Source organism: Streptomyces sp. NPDC048057 (genome assembly GCF_040653095.1).
Lineage (GTDB): Bacteria > Actinomycetota > Actinomycetes > Streptomycetales > Streptomycetaceae > Streptomyces.
Genome location: NZ_JBEZNF010000009.1, coordinates 64,392 through 89,854 on the forward strand (window position 1 = coordinate 64,392; position 25,463 = coordinate 89,854).

Here is a 25,463-nt window from a genome sequence, read left to right on the forward strand (position 1 = left end):
CCCCAGTGAAACCGGGTGGCGGAAGACGCTCCATGGCTCACCGGCTCGCATCCATGTCTCAGCGTCTACGCTGTCCGGTCATGGTGACGCGTACGGAAACGGCGGATGCGGGCGGCGTGGACGTCCTGGCCGAACTGCTCGACGGGGTACGGGCGCGCGGTGCGCTCTTCCGGTGCGCCTGCGTGGACGGGCCGTGGTCCCTGCGGTTCGCGGGCGGCGCTCCGCTGACGCTGCTGACGATGGTGCGCGGCCGGGGCTGGCTGCTGCCCGACGGCGGCGAGCCCGTGGCCGTCGACGAGGGCACGGTCGCGGTGGTGCGCGGCCGGGCGCCGTACACGGTCGCCGACGAACCGGGTGCCGCGCCGCGGACCCTGGTGACCGCCGCGGCCTACTGCCCACCGCCCGGGGCACCAGCCCCGCACGACGATGCGCCCGAGCCCGCCGCGATGCTGCTCAGCGGGGTGTACGAGGCCCCCGGCAGCATCAGCGACCGACTGCTGCGCACCCTCCCCGACGTCTTCGTCGTCCCCGGCGCCCAGTGCGGCCACCCGCTGCTGGAACTCCTCGCCCAGGAGGTCGCGACCGCCCGCCCCGGCCGTCGCACCGTGCTCGACCGACTGCTCGACCTGATGCTGCTCGCGGCCCTGCGCGCCTGGTTCGACCGCCCCGGCGCCCAGCCGCCGCCCTGGTACCGAGCCTGGGACCACCCCACGGTCGGCCCGGCCCTACGGCTGCTCCACGACGACCCCGCCCGCCGCTGGACCGTCGCGGGCCTCGCCGCCCGCACCGGCGTCTCCCGCGCCGCGCTCGCCCGCCACTTCACCGCGGAGGTCGGCGAGCCCCCGATGGCGTACCTGGCGTCCTGGCGCGTCGACACCGCCGCCGACCTGCTGCTGACGACGGACGACACCGTGGAGGCCGTCGCCCGTCGGGTCGGGTACGCGAACGCCTTCGCCCTGAGCGTCGCGTTCAAACGTCTGCGCGGCATCGCCCCCGCCGCGCACCGCGCCGCCCACCGAGCACACCGTGACGGCACGTCGTAGTCGGGCCCTAAGCCTCGTCCGGTCCCGCGCAGGCCCCCGGGCCTAGGGCCAATTCCCGATGGCTGCCCGGCACTTCGCGCTCCTACCGTGGAAGGACGACCACACCCCAGCGAGAAGGAGATGGCGAAGCCGTGACCGCGCACCTGGACCACACGATCGTCAACAGCAGCGACCGCTTCAGGGGAGCCCGCTTCCTCGCCGAACTGATCGAGGCGCCCGAGCCGACCGCCGTCGGCCCGTTCGCCGCCCTGGAACTGGCGGGCGGCACCACGCTCGACTACTACGAGGGAGGCGGCGAGGTCACCACCCAGCACCTCGCCTTCCGCGTGTCGGACGACCTCTTCGAACGCATCCTCGCCAAGTACGTCGAGCGCGGACTGCCCTACTGGGCCGACCCGGTGCACAAGGAGCCCGGGGAGACGTATCTGACGCAGGGCAGCCGGGGCTTCTACGCCGACGACCCGGACGGCCACAACCTGGAGTTCCTGACCGCGCCCCGGGACGAAGGGGACGCCGCGGCCTGAGCGCACCGCGCGACCGTCAGGCATCGCCGTCCCGCGGCTCACCGTCCGCCGGCGCCCCGCTCCGGTCGCGCCCCGCGCGGCCGTCGGCCGGGTGGTGGGCCAGCAGCCCGGCGATCCCGTCGTCAATGCCGAGGTTCTCCCACTCCTCCCCGGGCGGCACCACCCGCAGCGTCCGCTCCAACCACGCCGACACCGGCGCGGACGGCGCTTCGAGCAGCGCGTCCCCGTCCGGCGAACTCAGCGCCATCAGCACCACGCTCCGCCCGTCCGCCTTGGTCGGCCAGATCCGCACGTCCCCGTGCCCGCACGGCCGGAACACCCCCTCCACCAGCAACTCCCGGGCGAACGTCCACATGACCGGGCTCTGTGAGCCGATGTGGAACGTGACGTGCACGGCGTACGGGTCGTCGGAACGGTAGGACAGCCGGGCGGGCACGGTGACGCTCCGCTCCGGGGACAGCACCAGCCTGAGTTCCAGTTCGCGTTCCACCACGGAGTGCATGTTCTCTCCCTCGTCGTCGAGGGCCCCGGTACGGGCCCACACACGTGAGAGCGGGTTGCCGCCCGACCATTACGCGACTTCGGAGATATTTTTTTCGCCGGCCCCGGCGCACCCGTCGCCCGCCGGCGGCACGGGCGGCGCGGGACACACCGGATGGTGGTCGTTACCGCAGGACAGACGCGGGGGTGTGCAAGCGTCTGGTACATGTGGTGGGTTGAACGAGGCTCGCGAGGAGATACGGGACCACGGTGATGAGCGCCCCAACCCCGAACGGCGGCGACGGCAGTCCTGCGCCCGGGTACTACCCCGACCCTTCCATTCCTGGATACGTCCGGTATTGGAACGGTGCGTCCTGGGTGCCCGGTACGAGTCGGCCCGCACCCAAGGAGGACCAGACGACGACGGCGGCGGCGCCCGAGCAATCCGTCCCGCTGGCCCCTCCCGTCACTCCTGCCGCTCCGGCGACGCCCGCCGCGTCGGCCGTCGAAACGGGAGGGGCGAGGGGCCAGCGGGAGGCCGCGGCGGAACCGTCGGCGGTCGAGGAGACCGGGCCGGTGTTCCTGGACGAGGATCCGGTCGAGGAACCCCCGCGGCCGGAGCCGGCGAGCGCGTGGCAGGCGGACTCCTCGCGGCAGAGCGGCTTCCAGGGCGCACCGGGCGGTCGGGTGGCCTGGGGCGGCGCGGGCGCCGGAGCGGATCCGCGGATTCCGGAGCAGGGCGGGGACCCCACGGGCGGGGCGCTGCCCGGTGTGCGGTCCGCCGCTGCCGGCCGGCGGCCGGACGCTGCCCCCGCTGCTGAGGAGCGTCCCGCGGAGCGACCCGTGACGGACAGCACCGTGACCATTCGTGCCGTACGCCCCAGGGCCGCGCAGCCGCCGAACGCGCAGCCGACGTCCCAGCCGCAGCCCCTGCCTCCGGCGCGGGCGCAGGCACCCGCGCCCGCCCCGGCGCAGCCCCTGGTCCCCGAGCAGGTCCAGCCGCAGGCCCGGCCCCAGCCCCAGCCGCCGGTGACGGACGGTCCAGGCGGCGGCTCGGCGTCCTGGGCCCAGCAGGTGCACCAGCTCGCCCAGGACGGCGACGCCGAACCCGCCGTCGTGCCCTGGAAGCCGCCGGTCAACGACCCCTTCCTCGCCATCGCGCAGGCCCAGGCCGCCGCCCGTCCCGCGCCGCTCGGCCGACGGATCGCCGCCCGGCTGATCGACAGCGTCCTCCTGGGCGCAGTCCTCAGCGCGATCGCCGTCCCCCTCGTGACCAGCGCCCTCGACCACGTCGACGGCAAGATCACGGCGGCGAAGCAGTCCGGCGAGACGGTCACCGTCTGGCTCCTGGACGGCACCACGGCGGTCCAGTTCGGCATCGTCCTCGTCGCCTTCCTCGTCCTCGGCGCCCTGTACGAGGCGCTGCCGACGGCCAAGTGGGGGCACACCCTCGGCAAGAAGCTCCTCGGCATCTCCGTGGTGGACATCGAGTCGCACGAGCCGCCGCCGTTCGGTGCCGCGCTGCGCCGTTGGCTCGTGTACGGCGGGCTCGGGCTGGTCGTGCTCGGCGTGGTGAACGTCCTGTGGTGCCTCATCGACCGGCCGTGGCGCCAGTGCTGGCACGACAAGGTGGCGCACACCTTCGTCCGCGGCTGAGCCCGGTCGGCTGAGTCCGCATCAGCCGGGGTCCCCCGAACGGCGTGCGTCCTTTTGCGGGGGTCCCGGCCGCGGGTTGCACTGCCCACATGAGCAACGACCAGCCGCCGCCCTCCGGAGACGACCCGTTCCGCAAGCAGCCGCCTGAGCCGAGCGGGCCGGGCGGCGGCGAACCGCCGCAGCAGCCGCCGCCGGGACCGCCCCCACCGCCTCCGCAGGGGCCCCCGCCCGGCTCCCCGTACGGACCGGGTCAGGGCGGCGGTCCCTACGGCGGTGCGGGTCAGGGCGGTCCGTACGGCAGCAGCGCGGGCGGCACCCCGCCGCCGGGCTCGCCGTACGACCAGGGGCCCTACGGCGGCGGCCCGTACGGCGGGGCCCCCGACCCCCTCGCCGGCATGCCCCCGCTCGCCGACTTCGGCCGGCGCTTCGCGGCCCGCGTCATCGACGCGCTGATCATCTTCGTGCCGCTCTTCGTGATCTCCCTGCTGGTGGGGTGGGGCACCAATGGGGACGGCAGCGACTGGGACGACGTCGCCAACCAGGTCAACACCGGCCGTCAGTGGCTCTGGTCGCTGATCTCACTGGTCGCGTACGTCGCCTACGACACCCTGATGGTCAAGAAGAGCGGTCAGACCGTGGGCAAGCGGCTGCTGAAGCTGCGGGTGGCGATGCTCAGCGACGGCAGCACCCCGGACACGGGGGCGTCGCTGATCCGCGCGGCCGTCCTCTGGGTGCCCGGGCTGGTCTGCTGCTTCTGCGTCTGGTGGCTCGTCATCATCATCACGATCATCGCGGACAAGCCGTACCGACAGGGGCTGCACGACAAGGCGGCCAAGACCGTGGTGGTGACCGTCCCCGAAGGGCCGGTGACGAGGACGGGCGACGTCGGAACCGGTACCTAACGGCTTCGGGAATCCGCTCCGGCTCCCACGCGGGTCCGTTCGGCCGGCGTCGTCGCGGCTGGGCGCTGCGACGGCGCCGCGCCGCGCGCACGGGCGCCCCGCACCGCCCGGCCCATCGGCAGCGCGGCGCACACCAGGAGTCCGAGGGCCATCGAGGCCACGCCGATGGCGGCCACCCCGAGGGCGTGCGAGGTACGGGTGAAGAGCAGGAGGGCGAGCGCCGAGAGGACGACGGTCGCCGAACCGGAGGCGAGCTGTGCGGCAGTCGGACGCGGCATCACGGTTTCCATCCTCTACAGATGGGGGAAACAGGTCGGGGGGTGTCGCTCAACGCGGTCGCACTGTCAAGTGACTCTACGGTCCTGGATGCCCTCGGGGAATCGGCGATAAGCGTGACGTCCTGCACGCCGCCGGTGCACGGGGGGCGCACGGATTCATGCCACCCCTCCGTCGGCCGCTCCGATGCGCCCGCCACGACCGACCGCCGTCCGGATATCGGAACTCGGCTTGTACATAGTGCAGTTGGTGTGTCCAAGTCAAGGTCTTGGTTTTCTCTCGCACCTACGGTCGAATGCCGTCACTTGAGACGCGACCCCACACCCGGACCGCCCCACCACACCCACTGGATCCGGGCACCGGGGCGCGGGGGAGGACTTTCCACACGTGACCACCAAGAACACCGGCAGACGCACCGGCAGGCGCGCCGTCAGGGCGTCCGCGGTCTTCGTCGCGCTCGCCGCGACCACCGCGGCGGCGTCGGCCCTCACCACCGCCCAGGCGGAGGACCGGGCACCCCGGCCGACCGCCGGGGCGAGCACCGTCGAGCGGCACGACCCGGCACCCCAGCGGGACCACGTGGACCACGACCTCGACGGTCCGTTCAGCAAGCAGCAGGAGGCGCAGCGCGCCAGCGCCCTGGAAGCGGTGATGTCCGGGGACAAGGCCGTGGAGCGGCGCGGCGCCTCCAAGGTCGTCAAGCTCGACAAGGGGAAGTACGTCGAGCTGGGCCGGGAGAAGACCGACAAGATCTTCACGATCCTGGTGGAGTTCGGCGACAAGGTCGACAACACCACGACGTACGACCCGGACGGCCCGGAGGGCCCCGAGCAGCCGATCACCAAGTACGGCGGCACCCCCGGCCCGGCCCACAACGCGATCAAGCAGCCGGACCGCACCAAGGACAACGCCACGGACTGGAGGGCGGACTACAACCGCCAGCACTTCCAGGACCTCTACTTCGGCACCGGCAAGGACGCCAAGGGGCAGCCGAAGCAGTCCGTGAAGACGTACTTCGAGAAGGCGTCGTCGGGCCGCTACTCCGTGGCGGGCACGGTCTCCGACTGGGTCAAGGTCGAGTACAACGAGGCCCGTTACGGCTCGAACTACTGCGGCGAGAACAACTGCGAGAACGTCTGGGACGCGGTCCGCGACGGCGTCAACGCGTGGGTGGCCGACCAGCAGGCCCGGGGGCGCACGAACGAGCAGATCGTCGCGGACCTCAAGCAGTACGACGTCTGGGACCGCTACGACTTCGACAACGACGGCGACTTCAACGAGTCGGACGGCTACATCGACCACTTCCAGTTCGTGCACGCCGGCGAGGACGAGTCCGCCGGCGGCGGCGCGCAGGGCACGGACGCCATCTGGGCGCACCGCTGGTACGCGTACGGCACCGACAACGGCCGCACCGGCCCCGCGAACAACAAGGCCGGCGGTGCCCAGATCGGCAACACCGGCATCTGGGTCGGCGACTACACCGTCCAGCCCGAGAACGGCGGGCTCGGCGTCTTCGCCCACGAGTACGGCCACGACCTCGGACTGCCCGACCTGTACGACTACTCCGGGCGCGGCGAGAACTCCACCGGCTACTGGAGCCTGATGTCCTCCGGCTCGTGGCTGGGCCGCGGGCAGGGCGCCATCGGCGACCTGCCCGGCGACATGACCGCCTGGGACAAGCTGCAACTCGGCTGGCTCAACTACACCAAGGCCAAGGCGGCGACGGACTCCACGCACACCCTCGGGGTCGCCGCGTACAACACCCGTCGGCCCCAGGCGCTGGTCGTCGAACTGCCGAAGAAGCCGGGCACCACACCGGTCGTGAAGCCGGCGGAGGGCAACCTCCAGTGGTGGAGCGACATGGGCGACGACCTGCGCTCCACCTTGACCCGCAGCGTCGACCTCACCGGCAAGTCCACGGCCTCGCTGGAACTCACGGCGTGGTGGCAGATCGAGCGGGGTTACGACTACCTCTACACCGAGGTCTCCACCGACGGCGGCGCGAACTGGACGCCGATCGACGGCACCGCGGGCGGCAAGCCGATCACCCGGGACTCCAGCAACAAGCCCGCGCTGACCGGCCGCTCCGGCGCGCACGCGGCGCTCGTGTACCCGCTGGACGCGTACGCCGGCAAGAAGATCGACCTCCGCTTCCAGTACCGCACGGACGGCGCGACCGCGGAGAAGGGCTTCACCGCGGACGCGATCACCGTCAAGGCGGACGGCGCGGCCCTGGTCACCGACGGCGCGGAGAACGGCGCGGCGGGCTGGACCGCGAAGGGCTTCACCCGCATCGGGGAGTCCTTCACCAAGGACTACGAGCAGTACTACATCGCCGAGAACCGGCAGTACGTCTCGTACGACAAGGGCCTGAAGGTCGGCCCGTACAACTTCGGCTTCAACGCGCCGCTGAACCGCTGGGTGGAGCACTACCCGTACCAGAACGGCCTGATGATCTGGCTCTGGGACACCTTCCAGCGGGACAACAACACCGGCGTCCACCCCGGCACCGGTCAGATCCTGCCGATCGACGCGAATCCCGAGCCGATGAAGTGGGCGGACGGTAGCGTGATCCGCAACCGCATCCAGGCGTTCGACGCGACGTTCACGACGCGTCCGTACGACGGCTTCACCCTGCACAAGGCGGGCGTCCCGACCAAGATCCCGGCGAAGCCGGGGCGTGGCGTCTTCGACGACCGCAAGGGCACCTACTGGTACGCGGAGAACCCCACGGGAAGCGTGAAGGTAACTGACACCAACACCAAGATCTCGATCGTGAAGGAGCCCCGGAGCGGTGAAACGATCACCGTGAAGGTTGGTCCGTCGACCAAGTAATTGGTGAAATAGCAGGTCAGAGCTTGATCGGCCGTTGCCCCCTGGCGGGCGACGGCCGATCGTGTTTAGGTGCGTGATGACCGACCCTTATTGACACACCGACCCACGGGGGAGTTGTTGCAGCATGTCCGGCGGAGGTTTCAGCAAGCTGCCGAACGGCACCGTCGTCGTCGCCGTGAGCCTGCCGAGCCCACTGGGTGACGGGAGCCCGGCGAGGTATCTGGTGCATGCGGGGAACCGGGCGCGGGCGCTGACGCGACTGCGGAACCTGGGGCTGCGGTCGGTGTATCTGCGGGGGAACGCGGAGCCGCCGACGCCGGACGAGATCACGGCGGTGCTCCACCACCCCGACGGCCTCCTCTGGCGCCTCCAGACGGCGTCCCCCCGCGGCCTGTGGCACCCCTTCCGCGCCAGCCGCTGCGCCTAGCTGCGCGCATTCAGCCCCGCCGGCGATTGAGGCGCCGGAGCCGCCGCACCCCGCGGGCCAGGGTCAGCAGAAACAGCCTCGCCGGCGATTGAGGCGGCTGGGGTGCCCGCACCCCGCGGGTCAGGGTCAGCAAGAACAGCCTCGCCGGCGATTGAGGCGGCTGGGGTGCCCGCACCCCGCGGGTCAGGGTCAGCAAAAACAGCCCCGCCGGCGATTGAGGCGCGGGGGTTCGGGGGCTGGCCCCCGACGAGTGGCCGCGCCTCGCGAGCGGCCGGGCTGCCGAGACCCGGGGCAACCGAATGCGCCCGGCCCTTCGTCGGGGCTCCGCCCCGAACCCCGCGCCTCAATCACCGGCGGGCTGAAATGTGCGCATCCTTGCTTGCAGGAAGGCGCGGGGTCACACCACGGGGTCGCCCGTGAGGGCGATGCCGGCATCGCGGAGTTCGGGGAGGACCCGGGTGGTGCGGTCCTTGGAGACCGCCGCGGTCAGGTCCAGCAACACCCGCGTGGCGAAACCTTCCCTCACTGCATCCAGCGCCGTCGCCCGCACGCAGTGGTCCGTCGCGATGCCCACCACGTCCACCTCCGTCACGCCCTGCTCCCGCAGCCACGCCGCCAGGCCCGTGCCGTTCTCGTCCGCGCCCTCGAAGCCGCTGTACGCCGCCGCGTACGCACCCTTGTCGAAGACGGCGTCGATCGCGCCCGAGGCGATCGCGGGGGCGAAGTTCGGGTGGAAGCCCGCGCCCTCCGTGCCGGCGACGCAGTGGACGGGCCAGGACGTCTCGTAGTCGGGGGTGTCGGAGAAGTGGTCGCCGGGGTCGACGTGGTGGTCGCGGGTGGCCACCACGTGGCGGTACCCCGTGCCCTCCCCGATCAGCTCGGTGATCGCCGCCGCGACCTCCGCACCCCCCGCCACCGCGAGGCTGCCGCCTTCGCAGAAGTCGTTCTGGACGTCGACGACGATCAAGGCGCGGTGCATGGCGGGTGTCCTTCTGGGGTCGAGGGCGGGGGCGGTGCCGCCCGAGCCTAGGGACTCGGGCCGCCGCACGGGAGGGGCGTGGGGACAGGTCTACGGGATGCTCACAGCCGGCGCGGGCGCTGGCACCCTTCCCAAGGGAAGCGTCCCCGCGCCGCCGCGGACCACACGTCACCGGCCCCGGCTTTCACGCGCGTGCGCTCACGCGTACTCCGTCGGCAGCACCGGCTCGCCGCGCGAGAGCTGGGTCGCGGACAGCGGGAGTGCCGCCCGGGCCGTCCGATGGCGTTCCCGGGGCACGTCGAGGGGCTCGCGGGCCACGACCTCGCCGCCGCGGACCAGCTCCACCAGCAGCTGGTCGTCCGCGAGGCGGTCCGGCACCGGGCCGGTGCCCAGCACCTCCGCCTCCGCGACGCCCTCCGCGTCCCGCCGGCGCGCCGCCCACTTGCGACCGCCGACGGACGCCTTCGCGCCGAGCGACTTCTTCGCCACCGGCTCCAGCGGGGCGTCCGGCTCGGTCGAGCGGGCGCGGGCGACGAGCTTGTAGACCATGGAGCAGGTGGGGTGTCCGCTGCCGGTGACCAGCTGGGTGCCGACGCCGTACGCGTCCACCGGCGCCGCAGCCAGCGAGGCGATGGCGTACTCGTCCAGGTCGGAGGTGACCGTGATCCGGGTGTCGCGGGCGCCCAGCTCGTCGAGCTGCTGCCGGACCCGGTGCGCGACCAGCAGCAGGTCGCCGGAGTCGATGCGCACCGCGCCCAGCTCGGGGCCGGCGATCTCCACCGCCGTGCGGACGGCCTCGGCGACGTCGTAGGTGTCCACCAGCAGGGTGGTGCCCCGCCCCAGCGAGTCGACCTGGGCCCGGAAGGCGTCGCGCTCGCTGTCGTGCAGCAGCGTGAAGGCGTGCGCGCTGGTGCCGACCGTGGGGATGCCGTAGCGGAAGCCGGCCGCCAGGTCCGAGGTGGAGTCGAAGCCGCCGACGTACGCCGCGCGGGACGCGGCCACCGCGGCGAGTTCGTGGGTGCGCCGCGCCCCCATCTCGATCAGCCGCCGCCCGCCGGCCGCGGTGGACATCCGGGAGGCCGCCGCCGCGATCGCCGAGTCGTGGTTGAGGATGGAGAGGATCACCGTCTCCAGCAGGACGCACTCGGCGAAGGTGCCCTCGACGCGCAGGATCGGGGAGCCGGGGAAGTACACCTCGCCCTCGGGGTAGCCCCACACGTCACCGCGGAAGCGGTACGACGCCAGCCAGTCGAGCGTCGCCGCGTCCACGATCCGCTGCTCGCGCAGGAAGGCGAGCACGCCCTCGTCGAAGCGGAAGTTCTCGATGGCGTCCAGCACCCGACCGGTGCCGGCGACGACGCCGTAGCGCCGTCCCTCGGGCAGTCGGCGGGTGAAGACCTCGAAGACGGAGTGACGGTGTGCGGTGCCCGCCCGTAGGGCCGCTTGCAGCATCGTGAACTCGTACTGGTCGGTGAAGAGGGCGGTGGAGGGCACATCGACCGGTAGCCCCAGGTCAGAGGGGTTCACAAGACTCGACCTCACGCTTTCGTCAGCATTTGTCGGCAGGTGGCAGTACTTGTCACCGGAACGTCCGGATCCACCAAGCGATCCACGCCGATCCGGCCATGGCCAGGATGCTACCCCACATTTCGTCAGAGTGACGAAATGGGATGCCCGTTTGTGCGATCCGTCGCCGTGAGTGGCAGCATGGATCAGGTGAGTGTTGCTCCCACTGAGATCGAACGCCCCGAGTCGGCGGAGCAGAGCTTCGCCGTCCCCGAGCCGGACGTGCCGTGGGTGACGCTCGTCCACAACGACCCGGTCAATCTGATGAGCTACGTCACCTATGTCTTCCAGGCGTACTTCGGATACTCCAAGGACAAGGCGCGCAAACTGATGCTCGACGTCCACCACAAGGGGCGCGCCGTCGTCTCCAGCGGCACCCGCGAGGAGATGGAACGCGACGTCCAGGCGATGCACGGCTACGGCCTGTGGGCCACCCTGACCCAGGACCGCGGCTGATGCCGGGACACTTCGAGCCCGTGCCCGGCGGCGGTGCGGCCATCGCGCTCGACGACGTCGAGGTCTCCATCCTGCGCTCCCTCGCGGTCCAGCTCATGGAGCTGATAGGGCCCGGTGACGAACCGGTCGAGGGCGAGGACCCGCTGGCAGCGCTGTTCGCCGAGGGGCCGAGCGAGGCCCCCTCCGATCCGGCGCTCGCCCGGCTGTTCCCGGACGCCTACCGGGGCCCGTCAACGGAGTCCGGATCCAAGAGCGAGGCCGAAGAGGAGGAACTGCGCGCCGCCTCCGCCGAGTTCCGCCGCTTCACCGAGAACGACCTGCGCACCGGCAAGCGGCAGAACGCCTTCGCGATGGTCCGCGCGCTGGACTCGCTCGCCGGAGCGGGCGAAGCCGGCGCGGTGCTGGAGCTGACCCCCGACGACGCCCGGTGCTGGCTCGGCACGCTGAACGACCTGCGGCTGACCATCGGCACCCGGCTGGAGATCGCCGAAGACGACGAAGGGGGAGCAGGGGGCGACCCGACCGGCGGGTTGTACCAGCTGCCGGACTCCGATCCGCGCAAGCCGATGGTCATGGCGTACCTCTGGCTCGGGGTGCTCCAGGAGACCCTGGTCGAGACCCTGATGGGCTGACTTCCCGCGGCCCGCGAAGGGCCCCGGGGGTGGCCCCGGGTGCGTCCCGTGCCCGGTCCGCGCGACGACCGTCCGTCCGTTCGGTCGTTCGCTCAACGGACGCTCAATTCCGAATAACGGTTCCGTCACCGCCCCGGGGTGCTTTGCCGCCCCGGGGCGCGTTTTGTCCGGTTCTCGCTGTGCGGTGCGCCACAATCGGCCCGTTCGATCCTCGTCAACACCGTGATAGATCTTCACGACCGCCAGGGGCGCCACCCATGCCCCCGGTGGCGCTTGGACCGGCGGATCGCCGGTGGCACTCCATCCACATCCGGGGGGATCAGGAACTGGTCCGCAGCCGCACGCCGGGGGGCGGGCGACGCGGATCGGCATGGAGAAAGGGCGCACCACATGACGTCGGTGCAGATCGACGACAAGCACGACGGGCAGAGCGGACCGCCGCAGGGAACCGCCGCCGAGGACCAGGGTTACCACCGCGGACTCGGGGCCCGACAGATCCAGATGATCGCCATCGGCGGTGCCATCGGCACCGGCCTCTTCCTCGGCGCCGGCAAGGGCATCTCCAAGGCCGGGCCCAGCCTCATCCTCGCCTACGCCATCGCGGGCGTGGTCATCTTCTTCATCATGCGGGCGCTCGGCGAACTGCTGATGTACCGCCCGGTCTCGGGGTCCTTCTCCGAGTACGCGCGCGAGTTCGTCGGCCCCTTCGCGGGCTTCGCCACCGGCTGGACGTACTGGCTGTTCTGGGTCGTGACCGGAATGACCGAGGTCACCGCCGCCGCCGAGTACATGACGTACTGGTTCGACATCCCGCAGTGGATCTCGGCCCTCGCCTTCACGATCGTGCTCTACCTGGCGAACCTGATCTCCGTGAAGCTCTTCGGGGAAATAGAGTTCTGGTTCTCCATGATCAAGGTCACCGCCATCGTCGGCATGATCCTGATCTGCGCCGGCATCCTCACCCTCGGCTTCTCCGACGCCGGCGACACCGCCTCCGTCACCCTGCTGTGGGAGGACGGCGGCTTCTTCCCCAAGGGCATCGGCGGCACCCTGATGACCCTCCAGATCGTGATGTTCGCCTTCCTCGCGGTCGAGCTGGTCGGCGTCACCGCCGGCGAGTCCAAGGACCCGGAGAAGAACCTGCCCAAGGCGATCAACACCGTGCCGTGGCGCATCGCCGTCTTCTACGTCGGTGCGCTGATCATGATCCTGTCGGTGGTCTCCTGGACCACCTTCGAGCCCGGGGTCTCGCCGTTCGTCGCCGCCTTCGACCAGATGGGCCTCCAGGTCGGCGCCGGCATCGTGAACTTCGTGGTGCTCACCGCGGCGCTGTCGTCCTGCAACTCCGGGATGTACTCCACCGGCCGGATGCTGCGCGACCTGGCGCTCAACAGCCAGGGCCCGAAGGCCTTCACCAAGCTCACCAGCCGCGGCACCCCGCTGATCGGGACGACCTTCTCCGCCGGTCTGATGCTGATCGGCGTGTGGATCAACTACCAGTGGCCCGGCGACGCCTTCCACAAGATCGTCTCCTTCGCGACCATCTCCGGCATGTGGGCCTGGGTGATGATCCTGGTCAGCCACATCGTCTACCGGTCCAAGGTGGCCAGGGGCGAGGCGCCGGCCTCCCCCTTCAAGGCCCCCGGAGCGCCCTGGACGAGCTGGTTCGCCCTCGCCTTCATCGGCATGGTGATCGTGCTGATGGGCATCGACGAGGACGCCCGGATCTCCCTGTACGCGGCGCCGGTGTGGGCGCTGGTGCTGGGGGTGTCGTATCTGGTGCTGCGGGCGAAGAACCCGCAGGGCGCGGCCTTCGTCAGGCGCGAGCGGGCCAAGCAGGACGGCTGACCGTCCACGATGTGGACAGGGGCCGGTCCGCACCCGACGGGGTGCGGACCGGCCCTTCCGTCATGCGGACGGACGCATATCCTGATCGACATGCTGACCCTCACCCAGGACCTGTACGACCGGATCGTCGCGCACGCCCGTGCCGACCACCCCGACGAGGCGTGCGGCGTGGTCGCGGGCCCCGAGGGCAGCGGGCGGCCCGAGCGCTTCATCCCCATGTTGAACGCGGCCCGTTCGCCCACCTTCTACGAGTTCGACTCGGCCGACCTGCTGAAGCTCTACCGCGAGATGGACGACCGGGACGAGGAGCCGGTGATCGTCTATCACTCGCACACCGCGACCGAGGCGTACCCCTCCCGCACCGACGTCAGCTACGCCAGCGAGCCGGGCGCGCACTACGTCCTCGTCTCCACCGCGGACACCGACGACGCGGGGCCGTTCCAGTTCCGCTCGTTCCGGATCGTGGACGGGGAGATCACCGAGGAGGAGATCCAGGTCGTACCCGCATACTGATCCGGAACTCCTGGACGCCGAGGCGCCTCTCGACGTATCTCTAGGACTCGACAACAGAACACGGGCGGTGGGCCCCAGGAAGCCGGTGCGAGTCCGGCGCGGTCCCGCCACTGTGAGCGAAACGGTTCACCACGCCTTGCGCGCGGTGCGCCGCCGTCAGTCAGGAACTGACCCGCCGCCCTTCTCCCACACCCAGGGGACGTGGAAATCCCCGGAGGAGGACCACGCATGTCCCGGCAGCCCCGGTCGACCCGCCGTCGCGCGTTCGTCGCCGCCACCGCCCTGCTCCCGCTCGCCCTCACGGCCACGGCCTGCTCGACCCACCCGAGCCCCGACCCCAAGGCCGGGCGCGCGCCCGTCGCCGGATTCCCGTACACCGTCGACAACTGCGGCGTGAAGACGACCTACCAGGCGCCCCCGAAGCGGGCCGTCACCATGAACCAGCACGTCACCGAGATCATGCTGGAGCTGGGCCTGGAGAAGTCCCTCGTCGGCACCGCCTTCCTCGACGACCAGGTCCTGCCGCGCTACCGCGAGGCGTACGAGTCGATCCCGGTGGCCGCCAAGGAGTACCCGTCCAAGGAGAAGCTGCTCTCCCTCAACCCGGACTTCGTGTACGGCGGTTACGGCAGCGCCTTCGACGCCAAGGACGGCCGCACCCGCGAGGACCTGAAGAAGGCGGGCATCGAGACCCGGCTGAACCTGGAGTACTGCACCAGGCAGCGCACCAGCATGGACGACGTGTACCGCGAGGTCGACGAGGTCGCCCGCACCTTCGGCGTCGGCGACCGCGCACAGAAGTGGATAGCCGGAGCCCGCGCCACGGTCGCCAGGACCGAGGCCGACCGCGCGAAGGCCAAGACCGCCCCCGTGCCCGTCTTCGTCTACGACAGCGGCGACAAGACCGCCTTCACCGTCGGCGGCAAGGGCATCGGCAACGAGCTGATCACCCGCGCCGGCGGGCACAACGTCTTCTCCGACATCGACAAGAGCTTCGGCGACGCCAGCTGGGAGCAGGTCGTGGCCCGCAAGCCGGAGGTCATCGTGATCTACGACTACGGCGCCACGACGGTCGAGCAGAAGAAGCAGCGCCTGCTGAAGGACCCGGCGCTGAAGGACGTACCGGCGGTGAAGAACAAGAAGTTCGCCGTCCTGCCGCTGTCCGACGCGGTCGTCGGCGTGCGCGCACCGGACGCGATCGCCAAGCTGGCCCCGCAGCTCGCCCGGTGACGGGTCCGAAGGCCGTGCAGGACGCGACCGCGGGCCCCCTTCAGGGCTCGCCCGCCGCCGCCACCCCGACCGCGGCCGTCGGGACGAAGCCGGCCACCACCTCCCGGCTCCGCTTCGGCGCCGTGACGGCCGGCCTGCTGCTGGCGCTGGCCGCCGCCGTGGTCGCGGCCCTGGCGCTCGGCTCCGTACGCATCCCGCCCGGGGAGGTCGTCGCCGCGCTGCTGCCCGGCGCGGAGCCCAGCCCCCTGCGGACCGTCGTCATCGACGTGCGACTGCCACGCGTCGTGCTCGGCGCCCTCGTCGGCGCCGGGCTCGGCGTCGTCGGCGTGGTCCTCCAGGCCCTCGTGCGCAACCGGCTCGCCGACCCCTTCCTGCTCGGGATCTCCTCCGGCGCGTCCACCGGCGCCGTCGTCGTGCTCACCCTCGGCATCGGCGTCACCACGACCCTCGCCCTGCCCGCCGGCGCCTTCGTCGGGGCGCTGGCCGCCATGGTCCTGGTGTACGCGCTGGCGCGCCGCGGCGGCTCGATGACCGGCACCCGACTCGTCCTCGCCGGCGTCACCATCAGCTACGTCTTCAGCGCCCTCACCACCCTCGTGCTCGTCTCCTCCTCCCGGCCCGAGCACTTCCGCGAAGCCCTGTACTGGTCCCTCGGCGGCCTCGGCAGCGCCCGCTGGGACACCCTGTGGCTGCCCGCCCTCGTCATCGCGCTGGCCCTGCCGCTGCTGCTGGCGCTCGCCCGCCCGCTCGACCTGCTGCTGGTGGGGGAGGAGGGCGCGACCGTGCTCGGCCTCGACGTCGCGCGCTTCCGCGCCGCCGTCTTCGTCCTCGTCTCCCTGGTCACCGCGGTCATGGTCGCCGCGAGCGGCGCCGTCGGCTTCATCGGGCTGATCGTCCCGCACGCCGCCCGCCTCCTCGTCGGCGCCGCCCACCGGGCGCTGCTGCCCGTCGCGGCGCTGTGCGGAGCGGTCGCCCTCGTCGTCGCCGACCTCGGCGCCCGTACCCTCGTCGCCCCGCAGGACGTGCCCGTCGGGGTGCTCACCGCACTCATCGGCGGACCGCTGTTCCTGTGGCTGATGCACTCCCGCCACCGGGAAGGAGCCCCGGCATGACCGACGCGACCGCACCGGGCGGCACCGCGGGGGATGGGCTGGTCGTACGGGCCCTGTCGTACGCCGTGGAAGGGCGCGCCCTCCTCGCCGACGTCGACCTCGACGCCCGCCCCGGCGAGACGATCGGCCTCGTCGGCCCCAACGGCAGCGGCAAGACGACCCTGCTGCGCTGCGTCTACGGCACGCTGCGCCCCACCGCCGGCCGGGTCCACCTCGGTACGGACGACCTCGTCGCGCTCACGCCCAAGGCGCGGGCCCGGCGGGTGGCGACCGTGCCGCAGGAGAGCCGGCCCGAGTTCGAGCTGACGGTGCGCGAGATCGTCCTCATGGGCCGCGCCCCGCACAAGCGCTTCTGGGCGGCGGACACGGCCGAGGACGCCCGGAGCGTGGACGGGGCGCTCGCCCGGCTCGGCATCGCCGACCTGGCCCAGCGGTCCTTCCCCTCGCTCTCCGGCGGCGAGCGGCAACGGGCCCTGGTGGCCCGCGCGCTGGTGCAGCGGCCCGAACTCCTCGTCCTCGACGAACCCACCAACCATCTGGACATCCGGTACCAGTTGGACATCCTCGGGCTGATCCGGGACCTGGGCACCACCAGCGTGCTGGCGCTGCACGACCTCAACCTCGCCGCGTACTACTGCGACCGTCTGTACGTGCTCAGCGCCGGCCGGGTCGTCGCCGCCGGGCCGCCCGGCGCGGTCCTGACCCCGCACCTGCTCGCCGAGGTCTACGGGGTGAAGGCCGAGGTCGCGGTCCATCCGAGCACCGGCGCACCCGTCGTCACCTACCTCCCCGGCTGACCGCCGCCGAGGCGGTTGTCCAGTCAGTGGGCGGAACCGGTCCGGGATGCGAGATCACATTCCGGACCGGGGGGCGGGAATCGATACGATGACCGCATGGTTCTCCACGACATGCGCGACAAGACGCCGGGCGGCACCGTGCTGCTCGTGGCGCGGCTGCATGTCGACCTGTGTCGCCTCGCCAGCGCGATCTGTACCTGAGCGCGTCCGCACCCGGTCGTCGGGCCAGCGCCCGCCGGCCCCACGCTCCCTGGAACGCCCGCCCCACCGCGCGGAGGACGAGCCGCGTCCGACGCCCCGCGCGCCACCGCCTCAACGACTGTCGACTGGAGTCCACACCATGGCCATCGAGGTCCGCATTCCGACCATCCTCCGCACCTACACCGACGGTGCCAAGGCCGTCGAGGGCAACGGGACCACCCTCGCCGAACTCTTCGCCGACCTCGAAACCCGCCACGCGGGCATCCAGGACCGCATCGTGGACAAGGCGAACGGCGACCAGCTGCGCCGCTTCGTGAACGTCTACCTCAACGACGAGGACGTCCGCTTCCTGGACGGCATCTCCACCGAGCTCTCCGACGGCGACAGCATCACCATCCTGCCGGCCGTCGCCGGCGGAATGCGCTGACGGCGATGCGTTACGACTCCCCGCTCGCGGCCGTCGGCAACACCCCGCTGGTGCACCTGCCGCGGCTGTCGCCGTCCGACGAGGTCCGGATCTGGGCCAAGCTGGAGGACCGCAACCCCACCGGCTCGATCAAGGACCGCCCCGCGCTGCACATGATCGAGCAGGCGGAGAAGGACGGCCGCCTCACCCCGGGCTGCACGATCCTGGAGCCCACCTCCGGGAACACCGGCATCTCGTTGGCGATGGCGGCGAAGCTCAAGGGCTACCGCATCGTCTGCGTGATGCCGGAGAACACGAGCGAGGAGCGGCGGCAGCTGCTGGCCATGTGGGGCGCGGAGATCATCCCGTCCCCCGCGGCCGGCGGCTCCAACACCGCGGTCCGGGTCGCCAAGGAGCTGGCCGAGCAGAACCCCTCGTGGGTGATGCTCTATCAGTACGGCAACCCCGCGAACGCCGGTGCGCACTACGCCACCACCGGGCCCGAGATCCTCGCCGACCTCCCCTCCGTCACCCACTTCGTGGCCGGGCTCGGGACCACGGGCACGCTGATGGGCGTCGGCCGCTATCTGCGCGAGCACGTGCCGGACGTGGGCATCGTCGCGGCGGAGCCGCGGTACGACGACCTCGTCTACGGGCTGCGGAACCTGGAGGAGGGCTTCGTCCCCGAGCTGTACGACGCGTCCGTCCTCACCACCCGCTTCTCGGTGGGCTCCGCGGACGCGGTGGCCCGCACCAGGGAACTCCTCCAGCAGGAGGGCATCTTCGCGGGCATCTCCACGGGGGCCGCGCTGCACGCGGCGATCGGGGTGGCGAACAAGGCGGTGAAGGCGGGACGGGGCGCGGACGTCGTGTTCATCGTCGCCGACGGGGGTTGGAAGTACTTGTCGACGGGGGTGTACACGGCGCCGACGACGGAGGCGGCGATCGACACGCTCCGCGGCCAGCTCTGGGCGTAGCCCGCCCCCGTTTCCGCGCGCCCGCCGCTCCTTCGGCGGGCGCGCGCCTTTCCCTCCGCACCCGGCCCGCGCCCGCCGTACCCCTCGCAGCAGCACCGCGATTTCCCGCGCCCCTGGACGTACCCGCCGTCTCCCTCGCGGGAGCGTTGGTCTCTGCGGCCCGTCTGTGGTTTCTCGCGCAGTTCCCCGCGCCCCTAAAAACCTCTGCCCCAGCCCGCACCTAAGTGACGGGGGCAGCGAAACAGGGGCGCGGGGAACTGCGCGAGCAACCCTCCACGGGCCGCAGAGACCGAACCCTCCCGCGAGGGAAACCGTGGGGGCGTCAGGGGCGCAGCCGCAAGGGCTACGCGTCCAGGTGGGGGACGCGCGCCCACAAGGCGCGCGGGAGGACCCCCGCGCGGCGGCGGAAAGCCGAGACGCGGACCACCCGCACCTCGTCCGTCTCCAGGAAGCTCGGGCGACCCTGCGCGTCGCCCACCGTCCCCGGCGGCAGCGGGATCACGCCCGCCCGGCCGTCCCCACGCGTCGTGATCTTCGCGACCCGCGCCGAGCCGGCCCGTACGGACAGCACCAGACAGGGGCGGTCCTTCGAGCCGGGGCCGTCCTCGTAGGGGACGTCCGCCCACCAGATCTCGCCTGGCTTCGGCCGGCCGCGGCGCAGGGGCGCGGGCCGTCCCGGCGGGCGCTTGCGGCCCGCCGGCGCGCGCCTCGCCGGCGTCCGCCCGCGCGCGTCCACCAGTGCCACGACCAGCGCCAGCAGCACCACCAGGCCGCCCAGGAAGAACCACCACGACGAGTTCACCCCTCGACCGTACAGACGGCCTCGGCGCCCCGCACGACCTGCGTGCGCCGGCCCGTGCGGTCGCGCGCCCGCCGAATCGGTGACAGGGCAGGTGAGTTCCCCCACAACGCCCCTCCCTGGAGGAGCGGGCGCCGGTTTTGCGCTTTACGCTCAACGGACCGCACGACCCAGTCACCGCCACCCTCCCCGTCCACGGAGGTCACAGCTCCATGAAGCTCACCGTCGTCGGCTGCTCGGGGTCGTTCCCGTCCGTGGAATCGGCCTGTTCGAGCTACCTCGTCGAGGCCGACGGCTTCCGGCTGCTCCTCGACATGGGCAACGGCGCCCTGGGCGAGCTGCAGCGCCACATCGGTCTGTACGACCTCGACGCGATCTTCCTCAGCCATCTGCACGCCGACCACTGCATCGACATGTGCGGCTACTTCGTCGCCCGCTACTACCGCCACGACGGCGGTCGCTGCGACCCGCTGCCCGTGTACGGGCCGGAGGGCACCGAGCACCGGCTCACCACGGCGTACGCCGACACCCCCTCCGCGTCCTCGATGAGCGAGGTCTTCGACTTCCACACGCTGAAGCCGGGCAACTTCGACATCGGCCCGTTCTCGGTGCGCACCGAGCGGGTGGCGCACCCGGTGGAGGCGTACGGCATCCGGCTGGAGCACGGCGGGCGGACGCTGGCGTACTCCGGGGACACCGGCGTCTGCGATCAGCTGCACGAGCTCGCGGAGGGGGCCGACCTCTTCCTGTGCGAGGCGTCCTTCACGTACGGCAAGGAGGACATCCCCGGGCTGCACCTCAACGGGCGCGAGGCCGGTGAGCACGCGCAGCGCGCCGGCGCGGGGCAGCTGGTGCTGACGCACATCCCGCCGTGGACGGACGGCGAGCGCAACGCGGCGGACGCGCGCGCGGTGTACGACGGCCCGGTGGAGCTGGCGGCGACCGGTCGGACGTACACCGTCTGACCCGGCACCCACGACGACGGACCACGACGCACCACGGCCCCGGGGAGACCCGGGGCCGTGGTGCGTCGCGCGGGGGAGCCGTTACTTGGCCTCCGCCTTCTGGAGCTCCGCGAGCTCCTCGTCCGACTCCCGGCCCGGGGTCGGCAGGTTGAACTTGGTGATCGCGAACCGGAAGACGACGTAGTACACGGCCGCGAAGCAGAGACCGACCAGCGCCAGGCCCCACGGGTTGGACGCGATGCCCAGGTTCAGCAGGAAGTCGATCGCGCCGGCGGAGAAGCCGAAGCCGTCCCGCATGCCCAGCGCCCACGTCAGCGCCATGGAGACACCGGTGAGCACCGCGTGGACCGCGTACAGCACCGGCGCGATGAACATGAAGGTGAACTCGATGGGCTCGGTGACGCCGGTGACGAACGAGGTCAGGGCGAGCGAGAACATCATGCCGCCGACGACCTTGCGGCGCTCGGGGCGGGCGCAGTGCACGATCGCCAGACACGCGGCGGGCAGCGCGAACATCATGATCGGGAAGAAGCCGGTCATGAACTGTCCGGCGGTCGGGTCGCCGGCCAGGAAGCGGGCGATGTCGCCGCTCTTGCCGTCGTACTCGCCGGCCTGGAGCCACGGGAAGGAGTTCAGCAGGTGGTGCATGCCGACCGGGATCAGCGCACGGTTGGCGACGCCGAAGATGCCCGCGCCCGCCGCGCCGGAGCCGACCAGCCACTCGCCGAAGTTGTGCAGACCGGTGCCGAGGACCGGCCAGATCAGACCGAAGACGATCGCGATGAGCAGGCCCGCGAAGGCGGAGAGGATCGGGACCAGTCGACGGCCGCCGAAGAAGCCGGCCCAGTCGGGCAGCTTGGTGCGGTAGAAGCGCTGGTAGAGCAGGGCGACCACGATGCCCATCACCACGCCGCCGAGGACCTTGGCGTCCACGGGGGCGTCCTGCATCACTATCTTGCCGTCGACGACCTGCGCCACCTGCGGCAGGTTGTCGTCGGTGAACTGCGCGAGGACGTTCTTGAAGACCAGGTAGCCCACGACGGCGGCGAGCGCGGTCGAGCCGTCCGACTTCTTCGCGAAGCCGATGGCGATGCCCACGGCGAACAGCAGCGGCATGTTGTCGAGCAGTGCGTTGCCGCCGGCCGACATGTACCCGGCGATCTTCTGCACCAGGGTGGGGAACGACTCGCGCCCCAGCATGTCGGGCTGGCCGAACCGGACCAGCAGCGCGGCGGCCGGCAGCACGGCGACCGGGAGCATCAGGCTGCGGCCGATGCGCTGCATGACAGCCATCGCACCCGCGCCCTTCTTCTTCTGGGCCGCGGGGGCGGCGCTAGCCGTGGACATGTACATCCTCCAGGAAGGCAGGCGTCGCCCGGGACGATCTGGGGAGGGGGCGACGTCTTGGGGATCACAGAAAGGGGCCGCACGGCACAGCAGGACGCCGTGTGGTCTAAACCAGTCAGTGGTGTAGACCTGTTGTAGCACGGCCGAACGGGTCAGGGATAGATAAGAAACCTTCGAATTCTGTGGCGTGGAGCATAGGTAACAATTCAGACAAGAGGGCCCTCGGGGACGTCGTCCCGAGGGCCCTCTCCGTTGCCGCGAACGCGGCCCGCGCTATTTGACGTTGTCCTCTTCCAGTCGTTCCGCCAACTCCTCCGGCTCCCGGCCGGGTGTGGGCAGGTTGAACTTGGTGATCGCGAACCGGAAGAGGACGTAGTACACGGCCGCGAAGCAGAGTCCGATGGGGATGATCAGCCACGGTTTGGTGGCCAGGCTCCAGTTGATGACGTAGTCGATCAGGCCGGCCGAGAAGCTGAAGCCGTCGTGGACGCCGAGCGCCCAGGTCACCGCCATCGACGCACCCGTGAGCACCGCGTGGATCGCGTACAGCGCCGGTGCCACGAAGAGGAACGAGTACTCGATCGGCTCGGTGATCCCGGTGACGAAGGAGGTCAGGGCGACGGACAGCATCAGCCCGCCGACCTCCTTGCGGCGGTGCGGGAAGGCGCTGTGGGTGATCGCCAGCGCCGCGGCGGGCAGCGCGAACATCATGATCGGGAAGAAGCCGCTGGTGAACTGGCCGGCGTCGGGGTCGCCGGACAGGAACATGGTGATGTCGCCGTGCACCACGGTGCCGTCCGGCTTGGTGTAGCTGCCGAGCTGGAACCAGATCGGCACGTTCAGGAACTGGTGCAACCCGATGACCAGCAGCGCGCGGTTCGCGAGGCCGAAGATGCCCGAGCCCCAGGCCCCCAGACCCACCAGCCAGTCACTGAAGTTTTCGAGCCCGGTGCCGATCGGCGGCCAGATCCACAGGCACAGCGCCGCGAAGGCGATCGCGACGAAGGACATGATGATCGGCACCAGTCGACGGCCGTTGAAGAAGCCGAGCCAGTCCACCAGCTTGGTGCGGTGGTAGCGCTGCCAGAAGAAGGCGGACAGCAGGCCCATCACGATCCCGCCGAAGACCCCCGGGTTCTGGTACATGAAGAGGGAGAACGTCCCGTCCGCGGCATGGCAGCCCGCCCCCACGTTCTTCGACCCCGGCGTGCAGTCGATCGGGAACTGGCGCAGGACGCCGTGGTAGACGAGGAAGCCCGCGACCGCGGCGAGCGCCGTCGAGCCGTCCGACTTCTTCGCCATCCCGATCGCGACCCCGACGCAGAACAGCAGCGGCAGCCCCAGCTCCGGATCCAGCAGCGCGCCGCCGGCGCCCGCCATCACCTTGGCGACCGCGTCCCAGCTCAACCCGTCCGCGCCGAAGATGTCCGGCTGGCCGAGGCGGTTGAGGATGCCCGCCGCGGGCAGGACGGCGATGGGGAGCTGAAGGCTGCGCCCCATCTTCTGGAGCCCTTGGTAGAGGCGGCTCCGCCACGGCTGTGCGGGCTGCGGCCGTGCTGCGGGGTTTGCGGACGCCATCGACACTTCCTCCCTGGCTCGGCCGGACCCGGCCTGGTTTGGCAGTTGTCGCAGACTGGTGTAGACCAGTTGCACCACGGGCGCGGAGCGCCGTGATCGTCATCATTGGGTACGGGGTGACCACGCGCCCGTGAAGATGGGCCAACCGTGCGTTACCGTGACGAAGCGGCCGATCGCGGGCCGAGGCAGCACCGGGAGCCCGTGCCGGGCACCGGGCAACACCAGGGAGAAGAGATGGCCACGAAGGCTGAGAAGATCGTCGCCGGGCTGGGTGGGATCGACAACATCGAAGAGATCGAGGGCTGCATCACCCGCCTCCGCACCGAGGTCGCCGACGCCGACCTCGTCGACGAGGCCGCGCTCAAGGCCGCCGGCGCCCACGGCGTCGTCAAGATGGGCACCGCGATCCAGGTCGTCATCGGCACCGACGCCGACCCCATCGCCGCGGAGATCGAAGACATGATGTGAGCCCCGGCCCCAACAGGGGCCAGGGCACGCACACGAAGGGCCCCGCAGCCGGTCAGGGCGGGGCCCTTTTGCACGCCTCCGCACGCGATCCCGCACGCCCCCGGGCCAGGCCGAAGCGCGCCGGGAGGGGCGCTAGGCTCCTGCTCATGTCTCGCATCGACGGCCGCACCGCCGAACAGCTCCGCCCGGTCACCATCGAACGCGGATGGAGCAAGCACGCCGAGGGCTCCGTCCTCGTCTCCTTCGGCGACACCCGGGTCCTCTGCACCGCGTCCGTGACCGAAGGGGTGCCGCGCTGGCGCAAGGGCAGCGGCGAGGGGTGGGTCACCGCCGAGTACTCCATGCTGCCGCGCGCCACCAACACCCGCGGCGACCGGGAGTCCGTACGCGGCAAGATCGGCGGACGCACCCACGAGATCAGCCGGCTCATCGGCCGCTCGCTGCGCGCCGTCGTCGACACCAAGGCGCTGGGCGAGAACACCATCGTCCTCGACTGCGACGTCCTCCAGGCCGACGGCGGCACCCGCACCGCCGCGATCACCGGTGCGTACGTCGCCCTCGCCGACGCCGTCGCCTGGGCGCAGGGCAGGAAGCTGGTCCGCGCCGGCCGCCGCCCCCTCGTCGACACGGTGAGCGCCGTCTCCGTCGGCATCGTCGACGGCACCCCGCTGCTCGACCTCCGTTACGAGGAGGACGTGCGCGCCGACACCGACATGAACGTGGTCTGCACCGGCGACGGCCGCTTCGTCGAGGTCCAGGGCACCGCCGAGGCCGAGCCCTTCGACCGCAAGGAGCTCAACGCCCTCCTCGACCTGGCCACCGCGGGCTGCGCCGACCTCGCCGCGCTCCAGCGCGCGGCCCTGGAGCGCACCGAGTAACCCCGGCCCGGGGCCGCGCCCCGAGTGCTCCGAGCGCCCCCGGACGTCGGAGCAACCAATGCCGTACGGGGCGGCGTCATCTGGGACACGGGCGCGCGGTACGAGCCGCGCGCCCGGCCAGCCGGGGACGTCCTCCGGCGGCCGGGGGAGGACCGACCATGACCGCGCGCCGCCGCATCGCCCTGACGCTCGCCGCCGTCGCCCTGACCGTGCCGGTCGCCGCGGGGTGCAGCGCCATCGACAAGGCGCTCGACTGCGTCGAGACCGCCGACTCGATCGCCAGCAGCGTCGACAACCTCCAGACGGCGATCTCCTCCGCGGCGGAGGACCCCACCAAGACGCGCGAGGCCCTGGACTCCATCGAGAAGGAGCTCGACGAGCTCTCCGACAAGACGGACAACGCCGACCTCAGCAAGGCCGTCAAGGACCTGAACAGCGGCGTCGACAACATCCGCACGTCCATCGAGAACGGCGACACGAACATCGAGCTGAGTCCGGTCACGGACGCGGCCAAGGAGATCGGCAAGGTCTGCTCGCCGTGACCGGCCGACCGCTCGTCCCCGGCCCG

At 71.4% G+C, this 25,463-nt stretch carries 27 protein-coding genes and 1 riboswitch; of the genes, 20 read left to right on the forward strand and 7 right to left on the reverse strand.

The annotated features are described in order from the left end of the window. Positions 1 to 80 precede the first annotated feature (80 nt). Both AB0E05_RS12390 and AB0E05_RS12395 read left to right on the forward strand, forming a co-directional pair. Positions 81 to 1,043 (forward strand): AraC family transcriptional regulator, encoded by a 963-nt coding sequence (locus AB0E05_RS12390; RefSeq protein WP_361962194.1) that lies wholly within the window; start codon positions 81 to 83, stop codon positions 1,041 to 1,043. 131 nt (positions 1,044 to 1,174) lie between these two features. Next, on the forward strand, positions 1,175 to 1,567 hold the full coding sequence (locus AB0E05_RS12395) for a VOC family protein (protein WP_361962196.1): 393 nt from the start codon (positions 1,175 to 1,177) through the stop codon (positions 1,565 to 1,567). A 16-nt stretch (positions 1,568 to 1,583) separates the two neighbouring features. On the opposite strand, the gene AB0E05_RS12400 is transcribed toward AB0E05_RS12395, so the two are convergent. After that, positions 1,584 to 2,069: an SsgA family sporulation/cell division regulator gene (locus tag AB0E05_RS12400; protein ID WP_361962198.1), complete on the reverse strand. Its 486-nt coding sequence runs from the start codon at positions 2,067 to 2,069 to the stop codon at positions 1,584 to 1,586. 251 nt (positions 2,070 to 2,320) lie between these two features. On the opposite strand from AB0E05_RS12400, the gene AB0E05_RS12405 reads away from it, so the two are divergent. Together AB0E05_RS12405 and AB0E05_RS12410 are read left to right on the forward strand one after the other, a co-directional pair. Then, positions 2,321 to 3,703 carry an RDD family protein gene (locus AB0E05_RS12405; RefSeq protein WP_361962200.1) on the forward strand — a complete coding sequence of 461 codons (1,383 nt, stop codon included), beginning with the start codon at positions 2,321 to 2,323 and terminating at the stop codon, positions 3,701 to 3,703. An 89-nt stretch (positions 3,704 to 3,792) separates the two neighbouring features. Further along, on the forward strand, positions 3,793 to 4,605 hold the full coding sequence (locus AB0E05_RS12410) for an RDD family protein (RefSeq protein ID WP_361962202.1): 813 nt from the start codon (positions 3,793 to 3,795) through the stop codon (positions 4,603 to 4,605). Here AB0E05_RS12410 and AB0E05_RS12415 read toward each other — a convergent pair. Beyond that, positions 4,602 to 4,883, reverse strand: coding sequence for a hypothetical protein (locus AB0E05_RS12415; RefSeq protein ID WP_361962204.1), 282 nt, complete (start codon positions 4,881 to 4,883; stop codon positions 4,602 to 4,604). The two genes, AB0E05_RS12410 and AB0E05_RS12415, sit on opposite strands and share 4 nt — an antisense overlap. 385 nt (positions 4,884 to 5,268) lie before the next feature. Between AB0E05_RS12415 and AB0E05_RS12420 the strand changes: the two genes are divergently transcribed. Both AB0E05_RS12420 and AB0E05_RS12425 read left to right on the forward strand, forming a co-directional pair. Next, on the forward strand, positions 5,269 to 7,716 hold the full coding sequence (locus tag AB0E05_RS12420) for an immune inhibitor A domain-containing protein (protein ID WP_361962206.1): 2,448 nt from the start codon (positions 5,269 to 5,271) through the stop codon (positions 7,714 to 7,716). 124 nt (positions 7,717 to 7,840) lie between these two features. Next, the gene (locus tag AB0E05_RS12425) at positions 7,841 to 8,143 is read left to right on the forward strand and encodes a hypothetical protein (protein ID WP_361962208.1); all 303 of its coding nucleotides are present in this window, start codon (positions 7,841 to 7,843) and stop codon (positions 8,141 to 8,143) included. Positions 8,144 to 8,540: 397 nt separating this feature from the next. Here the strand turns inward: AB0E05_RS12425 and AB0E05_RS12430 are convergent, their stop codons facing one another. After that, on the reverse strand, positions 8,541 to 9,122 hold the full coding sequence (locus tag AB0E05_RS12430; protein WP_361962210.1) for an isochorismatase family protein: 582 nt from the start codon (positions 9,120 to 9,122) through the stop codon (positions 8,541 to 8,543). A gap of 198 nt (positions 9,123 to 9,320) precedes the next feature. Further along, positions 9,321 to 10,649 (reverse strand): nicotinate phosphoribosyltransferase, encoded by a 1,329-nt coding sequence (locus AB0E05_RS12435; protein WP_361962212.1) that lies wholly within the window; start codon positions 10,647 to 10,649, stop codon positions 9,321 to 9,323. A 180-nt stretch (positions 10,650 to 10,829) separates the two neighbouring features. On the opposite strand from AB0E05_RS12435, the gene clpS reads away from it, so the two are divergent. The 10 genes from clpS (at position 10,830) to AB0E05_RS12485 (ending at position 18,860) form a co-directional block, all read left to right on the forward strand. Beyond that, positions 10,830 to 11,144, forward strand: coding sequence for an ATP-dependent Clp protease adapter ClpS (gene clpS / locus AB0E05_RS12440; protein WP_361534833.1), 315 nt, complete (start codon positions 10,830 to 10,832; stop codon positions 11,142 to 11,144). Then, complete coding sequence (locus AB0E05_RS12445; protein WP_361962215.1) at positions 11,144 to 11,776, forward strand: DUF2017 domain-containing protein; 633 nt, start codon at positions 11,144 to 11,146, stop codon at positions 11,774 to 11,776. Before clpS ends, AB0E05_RS12445 begins: the two co-directional genes overlap by 1 nt. A gap of 390 nt (positions 11,777 to 12,166) precedes the next feature. After that, the gene (locus AB0E05_RS12450; protein WP_361962217.1) at positions 12,167 to 13,624 is read left to right on the forward strand and encodes an amino acid permease; all 1,458 of its coding nucleotides are present in this window, start codon (positions 12,167 to 12,169) and stop codon (positions 13,622 to 13,624) included. Positions 13,625 to 13,714: 90 nt separating this feature from the next. Beyond that, the gene (locus tag AB0E05_RS12455) at positions 13,715 to 14,137 is read left to right on the forward strand and encodes a M67 family metallopeptidase (RefSeq protein WP_361962219.1); all 423 of its coding nucleotides are present in this window, start codon (positions 13,715 to 13,717) and stop codon (positions 14,135 to 14,137) included. Between the two features lie 45 nt (positions 14,138 to 14,182). Next, positions 14,183 to 14,328, forward strand: a riboswitch (cobalamin riboswitch). Positions 14,329 to 14,365: 37 nt separating this feature from the next. Then, the gene (locus tag AB0E05_RS12460) at positions 14,366 to 15,367 is read left to right on the forward strand and encodes an ABC transporter substrate-binding protein (RefSeq protein WP_361962221.1); all 1,002 of its coding nucleotides are present in this window, start codon (positions 14,366 to 14,368) and stop codon (positions 15,365 to 15,367) included. 122 nt (positions 15,368 to 15,489) lie between these two features. Continuing rightward, positions 15,490 to 16,479 (forward strand): iron ABC transporter permease, encoded by a 990-nt coding sequence (locus tag AB0E05_RS12465; protein WP_361962521.1) that lies wholly within the window; start codon positions 15,490 to 15,492, stop codon positions 16,477 to 16,479. Beyond that, positions 16,476 to 17,276 (forward strand): ABC transporter ATP-binding protein, encoded by an 801-nt coding sequence (locus AB0E05_RS12470; RefSeq protein ID WP_361962223.1) that lies wholly within the window; start codon positions 16,476 to 16,478, stop codon positions 17,274 to 17,276. The genes AB0E05_RS12465 and AB0E05_RS12470 overlap by 4 nt, the downstream gene beginning before the upstream one ends. A gap of 96 nt (positions 17,277 to 17,372) precedes the next feature. Continuing rightward, a complete protein-coding gene (locus tag AB0E05_RS12475; protein WP_361962225.1) occupies positions 17,373 to 17,477 on the forward strand; it encodes a putative leader peptide in 105 nt (34 codons plus the stop codon). A 139-nt stretch (positions 17,478 to 17,616) separates the two neighbouring features. Beyond that, positions 17,617 to 17,904 carry a MoaD/ThiS family protein gene (locus AB0E05_RS12480; protein WP_361962227.1) on the forward strand — a complete coding sequence of 96 codons (288 nt, stop codon included), beginning with the start codon at positions 17,617 to 17,619 and terminating at the stop codon, positions 17,902 to 17,904. Positions 17,905 to 17,909: 5 nt separating this feature from the next. Further along, complete coding sequence (locus AB0E05_RS12485) at positions 17,910 to 18,860, forward strand: cysteine synthase (RefSeq protein WP_361962229.1); 951 nt, start codon at positions 17,910 to 17,912, stop codon at positions 18,858 to 18,860. Between the two features lie 343 nt (positions 18,861 to 19,203). Here AB0E05_RS12485 and AB0E05_RS12490 read toward each other — a convergent pair whose 3' ends face one another. Next, entirely contained in the window at positions 19,204 to 19,662 is a 459-nt protein-coding gene (locus tag AB0E05_RS12490) for a type II toxin-antitoxin system PemK/MazF family toxin (protein WP_361962231.1), read from the reverse strand. Positions 19,663 to 19,871: 209 nt separating this feature from the next. Here AB0E05_RS12490 and AB0E05_RS12495 point away from each other — a divergent pair, with 209 nt between their 5' ends. After that, positions 19,872 to 20,624 carry an MBL fold metallo-hydrolase gene (locus AB0E05_RS12495; protein ID WP_361962233.1) on the forward strand — a complete coding sequence of 251 codons (753 nt, stop codon included), beginning with the start codon at positions 19,872 to 19,874 and terminating at the stop codon, positions 20,622 to 20,624. A gap of 81 nt (positions 20,625 to 20,705) precedes the next feature. On the opposite strand, the gene AB0E05_RS12500 is transcribed toward AB0E05_RS12495, so the two are convergent. Then, positions 20,706 to 21,971 carry a PTS transporter subunit EIIC gene (locus AB0E05_RS12500; RefSeq protein WP_361962235.1) on the reverse strand — a complete coding sequence of 422 codons (1,266 nt, stop codon included), beginning with the start codon at positions 21,969 to 21,971 and terminating at the stop codon, positions 20,706 to 20,708. A 273-nt stretch (positions 21,972 to 22,244) separates the two neighbouring features. Then, the gene (locus AB0E05_RS12505) at positions 22,245 to 23,549 is read right to left on the reverse strand and encodes a PTS transporter subunit EIIC (protein WP_361962237.1); all 1,305 of its coding nucleotides are present in this window, start codon (positions 23,547 to 23,549) and stop codon (positions 22,245 to 22,247) included. A 201-nt stretch (positions 23,550 to 23,750) separates the two neighbouring features. Between AB0E05_RS12505 and AB0E05_RS12510 the strand changes: the two genes are divergently transcribed. The 3 genes from AB0E05_RS12510 to AB0E05_RS12520 all read left to right on the forward strand — a co-directional run bounded on the left by AB0E05_RS12510 (position 23,751) and on the right by AB0E05_RS12520 (position 25,437). Continuing rightward, the gene (locus AB0E05_RS12510) at positions 23,751 to 24,017 is read left to right on the forward strand and encodes a PTS glucose/sucrose transporter subunit IIB (protein ID WP_361962523.1); all 267 of its coding nucleotides are present in this window, start codon (positions 23,751 to 23,753) and stop codon (positions 24,015 to 24,017) included. A gap of 146 nt (positions 24,018 to 24,163) precedes the next feature. After that, positions 24,164 to 24,895: a ribonuclease PH gene (rph, locus tag AB0E05_RS12515; protein ID WP_361962239.1), complete on the forward strand. Its 732-nt coding sequence runs from the start codon at positions 24,164 to 24,166 to the stop codon at positions 24,893 to 24,895. Between the two features lie 158 nt (positions 24,896 to 25,053). After that, entirely contained in the window at positions 25,054 to 25,437 is a 384-nt protein-coding gene (locus tag AB0E05_RS12520; protein ID WP_361962241.1) for a hypothetical protein, read from the forward strand. The last annotated feature ends 26 nt before the right edge of the window (positions 25,438 to 25,463 follow it).

Coding starts and splice junctions, on each gene's coding strand:
- AB0E05_RS12390 (WP_361962194.1), top strand. CDS start 81: ATGGTGACGCGTACGGAAACGGCGGATGCGGGCGGCGTGGACGTCCTG.
- AB0E05_RS12400 (WP_361962198.1), bottom strand. CDS start 2,069: ATGCACTCCGTGGTGGAACGCGAACTGGAACTCAGGCTGGTGCTGTCC.
- AB0E05_RS12405 (WP_361962200.1), top strand. CDS start 2,321: ATGAGCGCCCCAACCCCGAACGGCGGCGACGGCAGTCCTGCGCCCGGG.
- AB0E05_RS12410 (WP_361962202.1), top strand. CDS start 3,793: ATGAGCAACGACCAGCCGCCGCCCTCCGGAGACGACCCGTTCCGCAAG.
- AB0E05_RS12415 (WP_361962204.1), bottom strand. CDS start 4,883: ATGCCGCGTCCGACTGCCGCACAGCTCGCCTCCGGTTCGGCGACCGTC.
- AB0E05_RS12425 (WP_361962208.1), top strand. CDS start 7,841: ATGTCCGGCGGAGGTTTCAGCAAGCTGCCGAACGGCACCGTCGTCGTC.
- AB0E05_RS12430 (WP_361962210.1), bottom strand. CDS start 9,122: ATGCACCGCGCCTTGATCGTCGTCGACGTCCAGAACGACTTCTGCGAA.
- clpS (WP_361534833.1), top strand. CDS start 10,830: ATGGATCAGGTGAGTGTTGCTCCCACTGAGATCGAACGCCCCGAGTCG.
- AB0E05_RS12445 (WP_361962215.1), top strand. CDS start 11,144: ATGCCGGGACACTTCGAGCCCGTGCCCGGCGGCGGTGCGGCCATCGCG.
- AB0E05_RS12450 (WP_361962217.1), top strand. CDS start 12,167: ATGACGTCGGTGCAGATCGACGACAAGCACGACGGGCAGAGCGGACCG.
- AB0E05_RS12455 (WP_361962219.1), top strand. CDS start 13,715: ATGCTGACCCTCACCCAGGACCTGTACGACCGGATCGTCGCGCACGCC.
- AB0E05_RS12460 (WP_361962221.1), top strand. CDS start 14,366: ATGTCCCGGCAGCCCCGGTCGACCCGCCGTCGCGCGTTCGTCGCCGCC.
- AB0E05_RS12470 (WP_361962223.1), top strand. CDS start 16,476: ATGACCGACGCGACCGCACCGGGCGGCACCGCGGGGGATGGGCTGGTC.
- AB0E05_RS12475 (WP_361962225.1), top strand. CDS start 17,373: ATGGTTCTCCACGACATGCGCGACAAGACGCCGGGCGGCACCGTGCTG.
- AB0E05_RS12480 (WP_361962227.1), top strand. CDS start 17,617: ATGGCCATCGAGGTCCGCATTCCGACCATCCTCCGCACCTACACCGAC.
- AB0E05_RS12485 (WP_361962229.1), top strand. CDS start 17,910: ATGCGTTACGACTCCCCGCTCGCGGCCGTCGGCAACACCCCGCTGGTG.
- AB0E05_RS12495 (WP_361962233.1), top strand. CDS start 19,872: ATGAAGCTCACCGTCGTCGGCTGCTCGGGGTCGTTCCCGTCCGTGGAA.
- AB0E05_RS12500 (WP_361962235.1), bottom strand. CDS start 21,971: ATGTCCACGGCTAGCGCCGCCCCCGCGGCCCAGAAGAAGAAGGGCGCG.
- AB0E05_RS12505 (WP_361962237.1), bottom strand. CDS start 23,549: ATGGCGTCCGCAAACCCCGCAGCACGGCCGCAGCCCGCACAGCCGTGG.
- rph (WP_361962239.1), top strand. CDS start 24,164: ATGTCTCGCATCGACGGCCGCACCGCCGAACAGCTCCGCCCGGTCACC.
- AB0E05_RS12520 (WP_361962241.1), top strand. CDS start 25,054: ATGACCGCGCGCCGCCGCATCGCCCTGACGCTCGCCGCCGTCGCCCTG.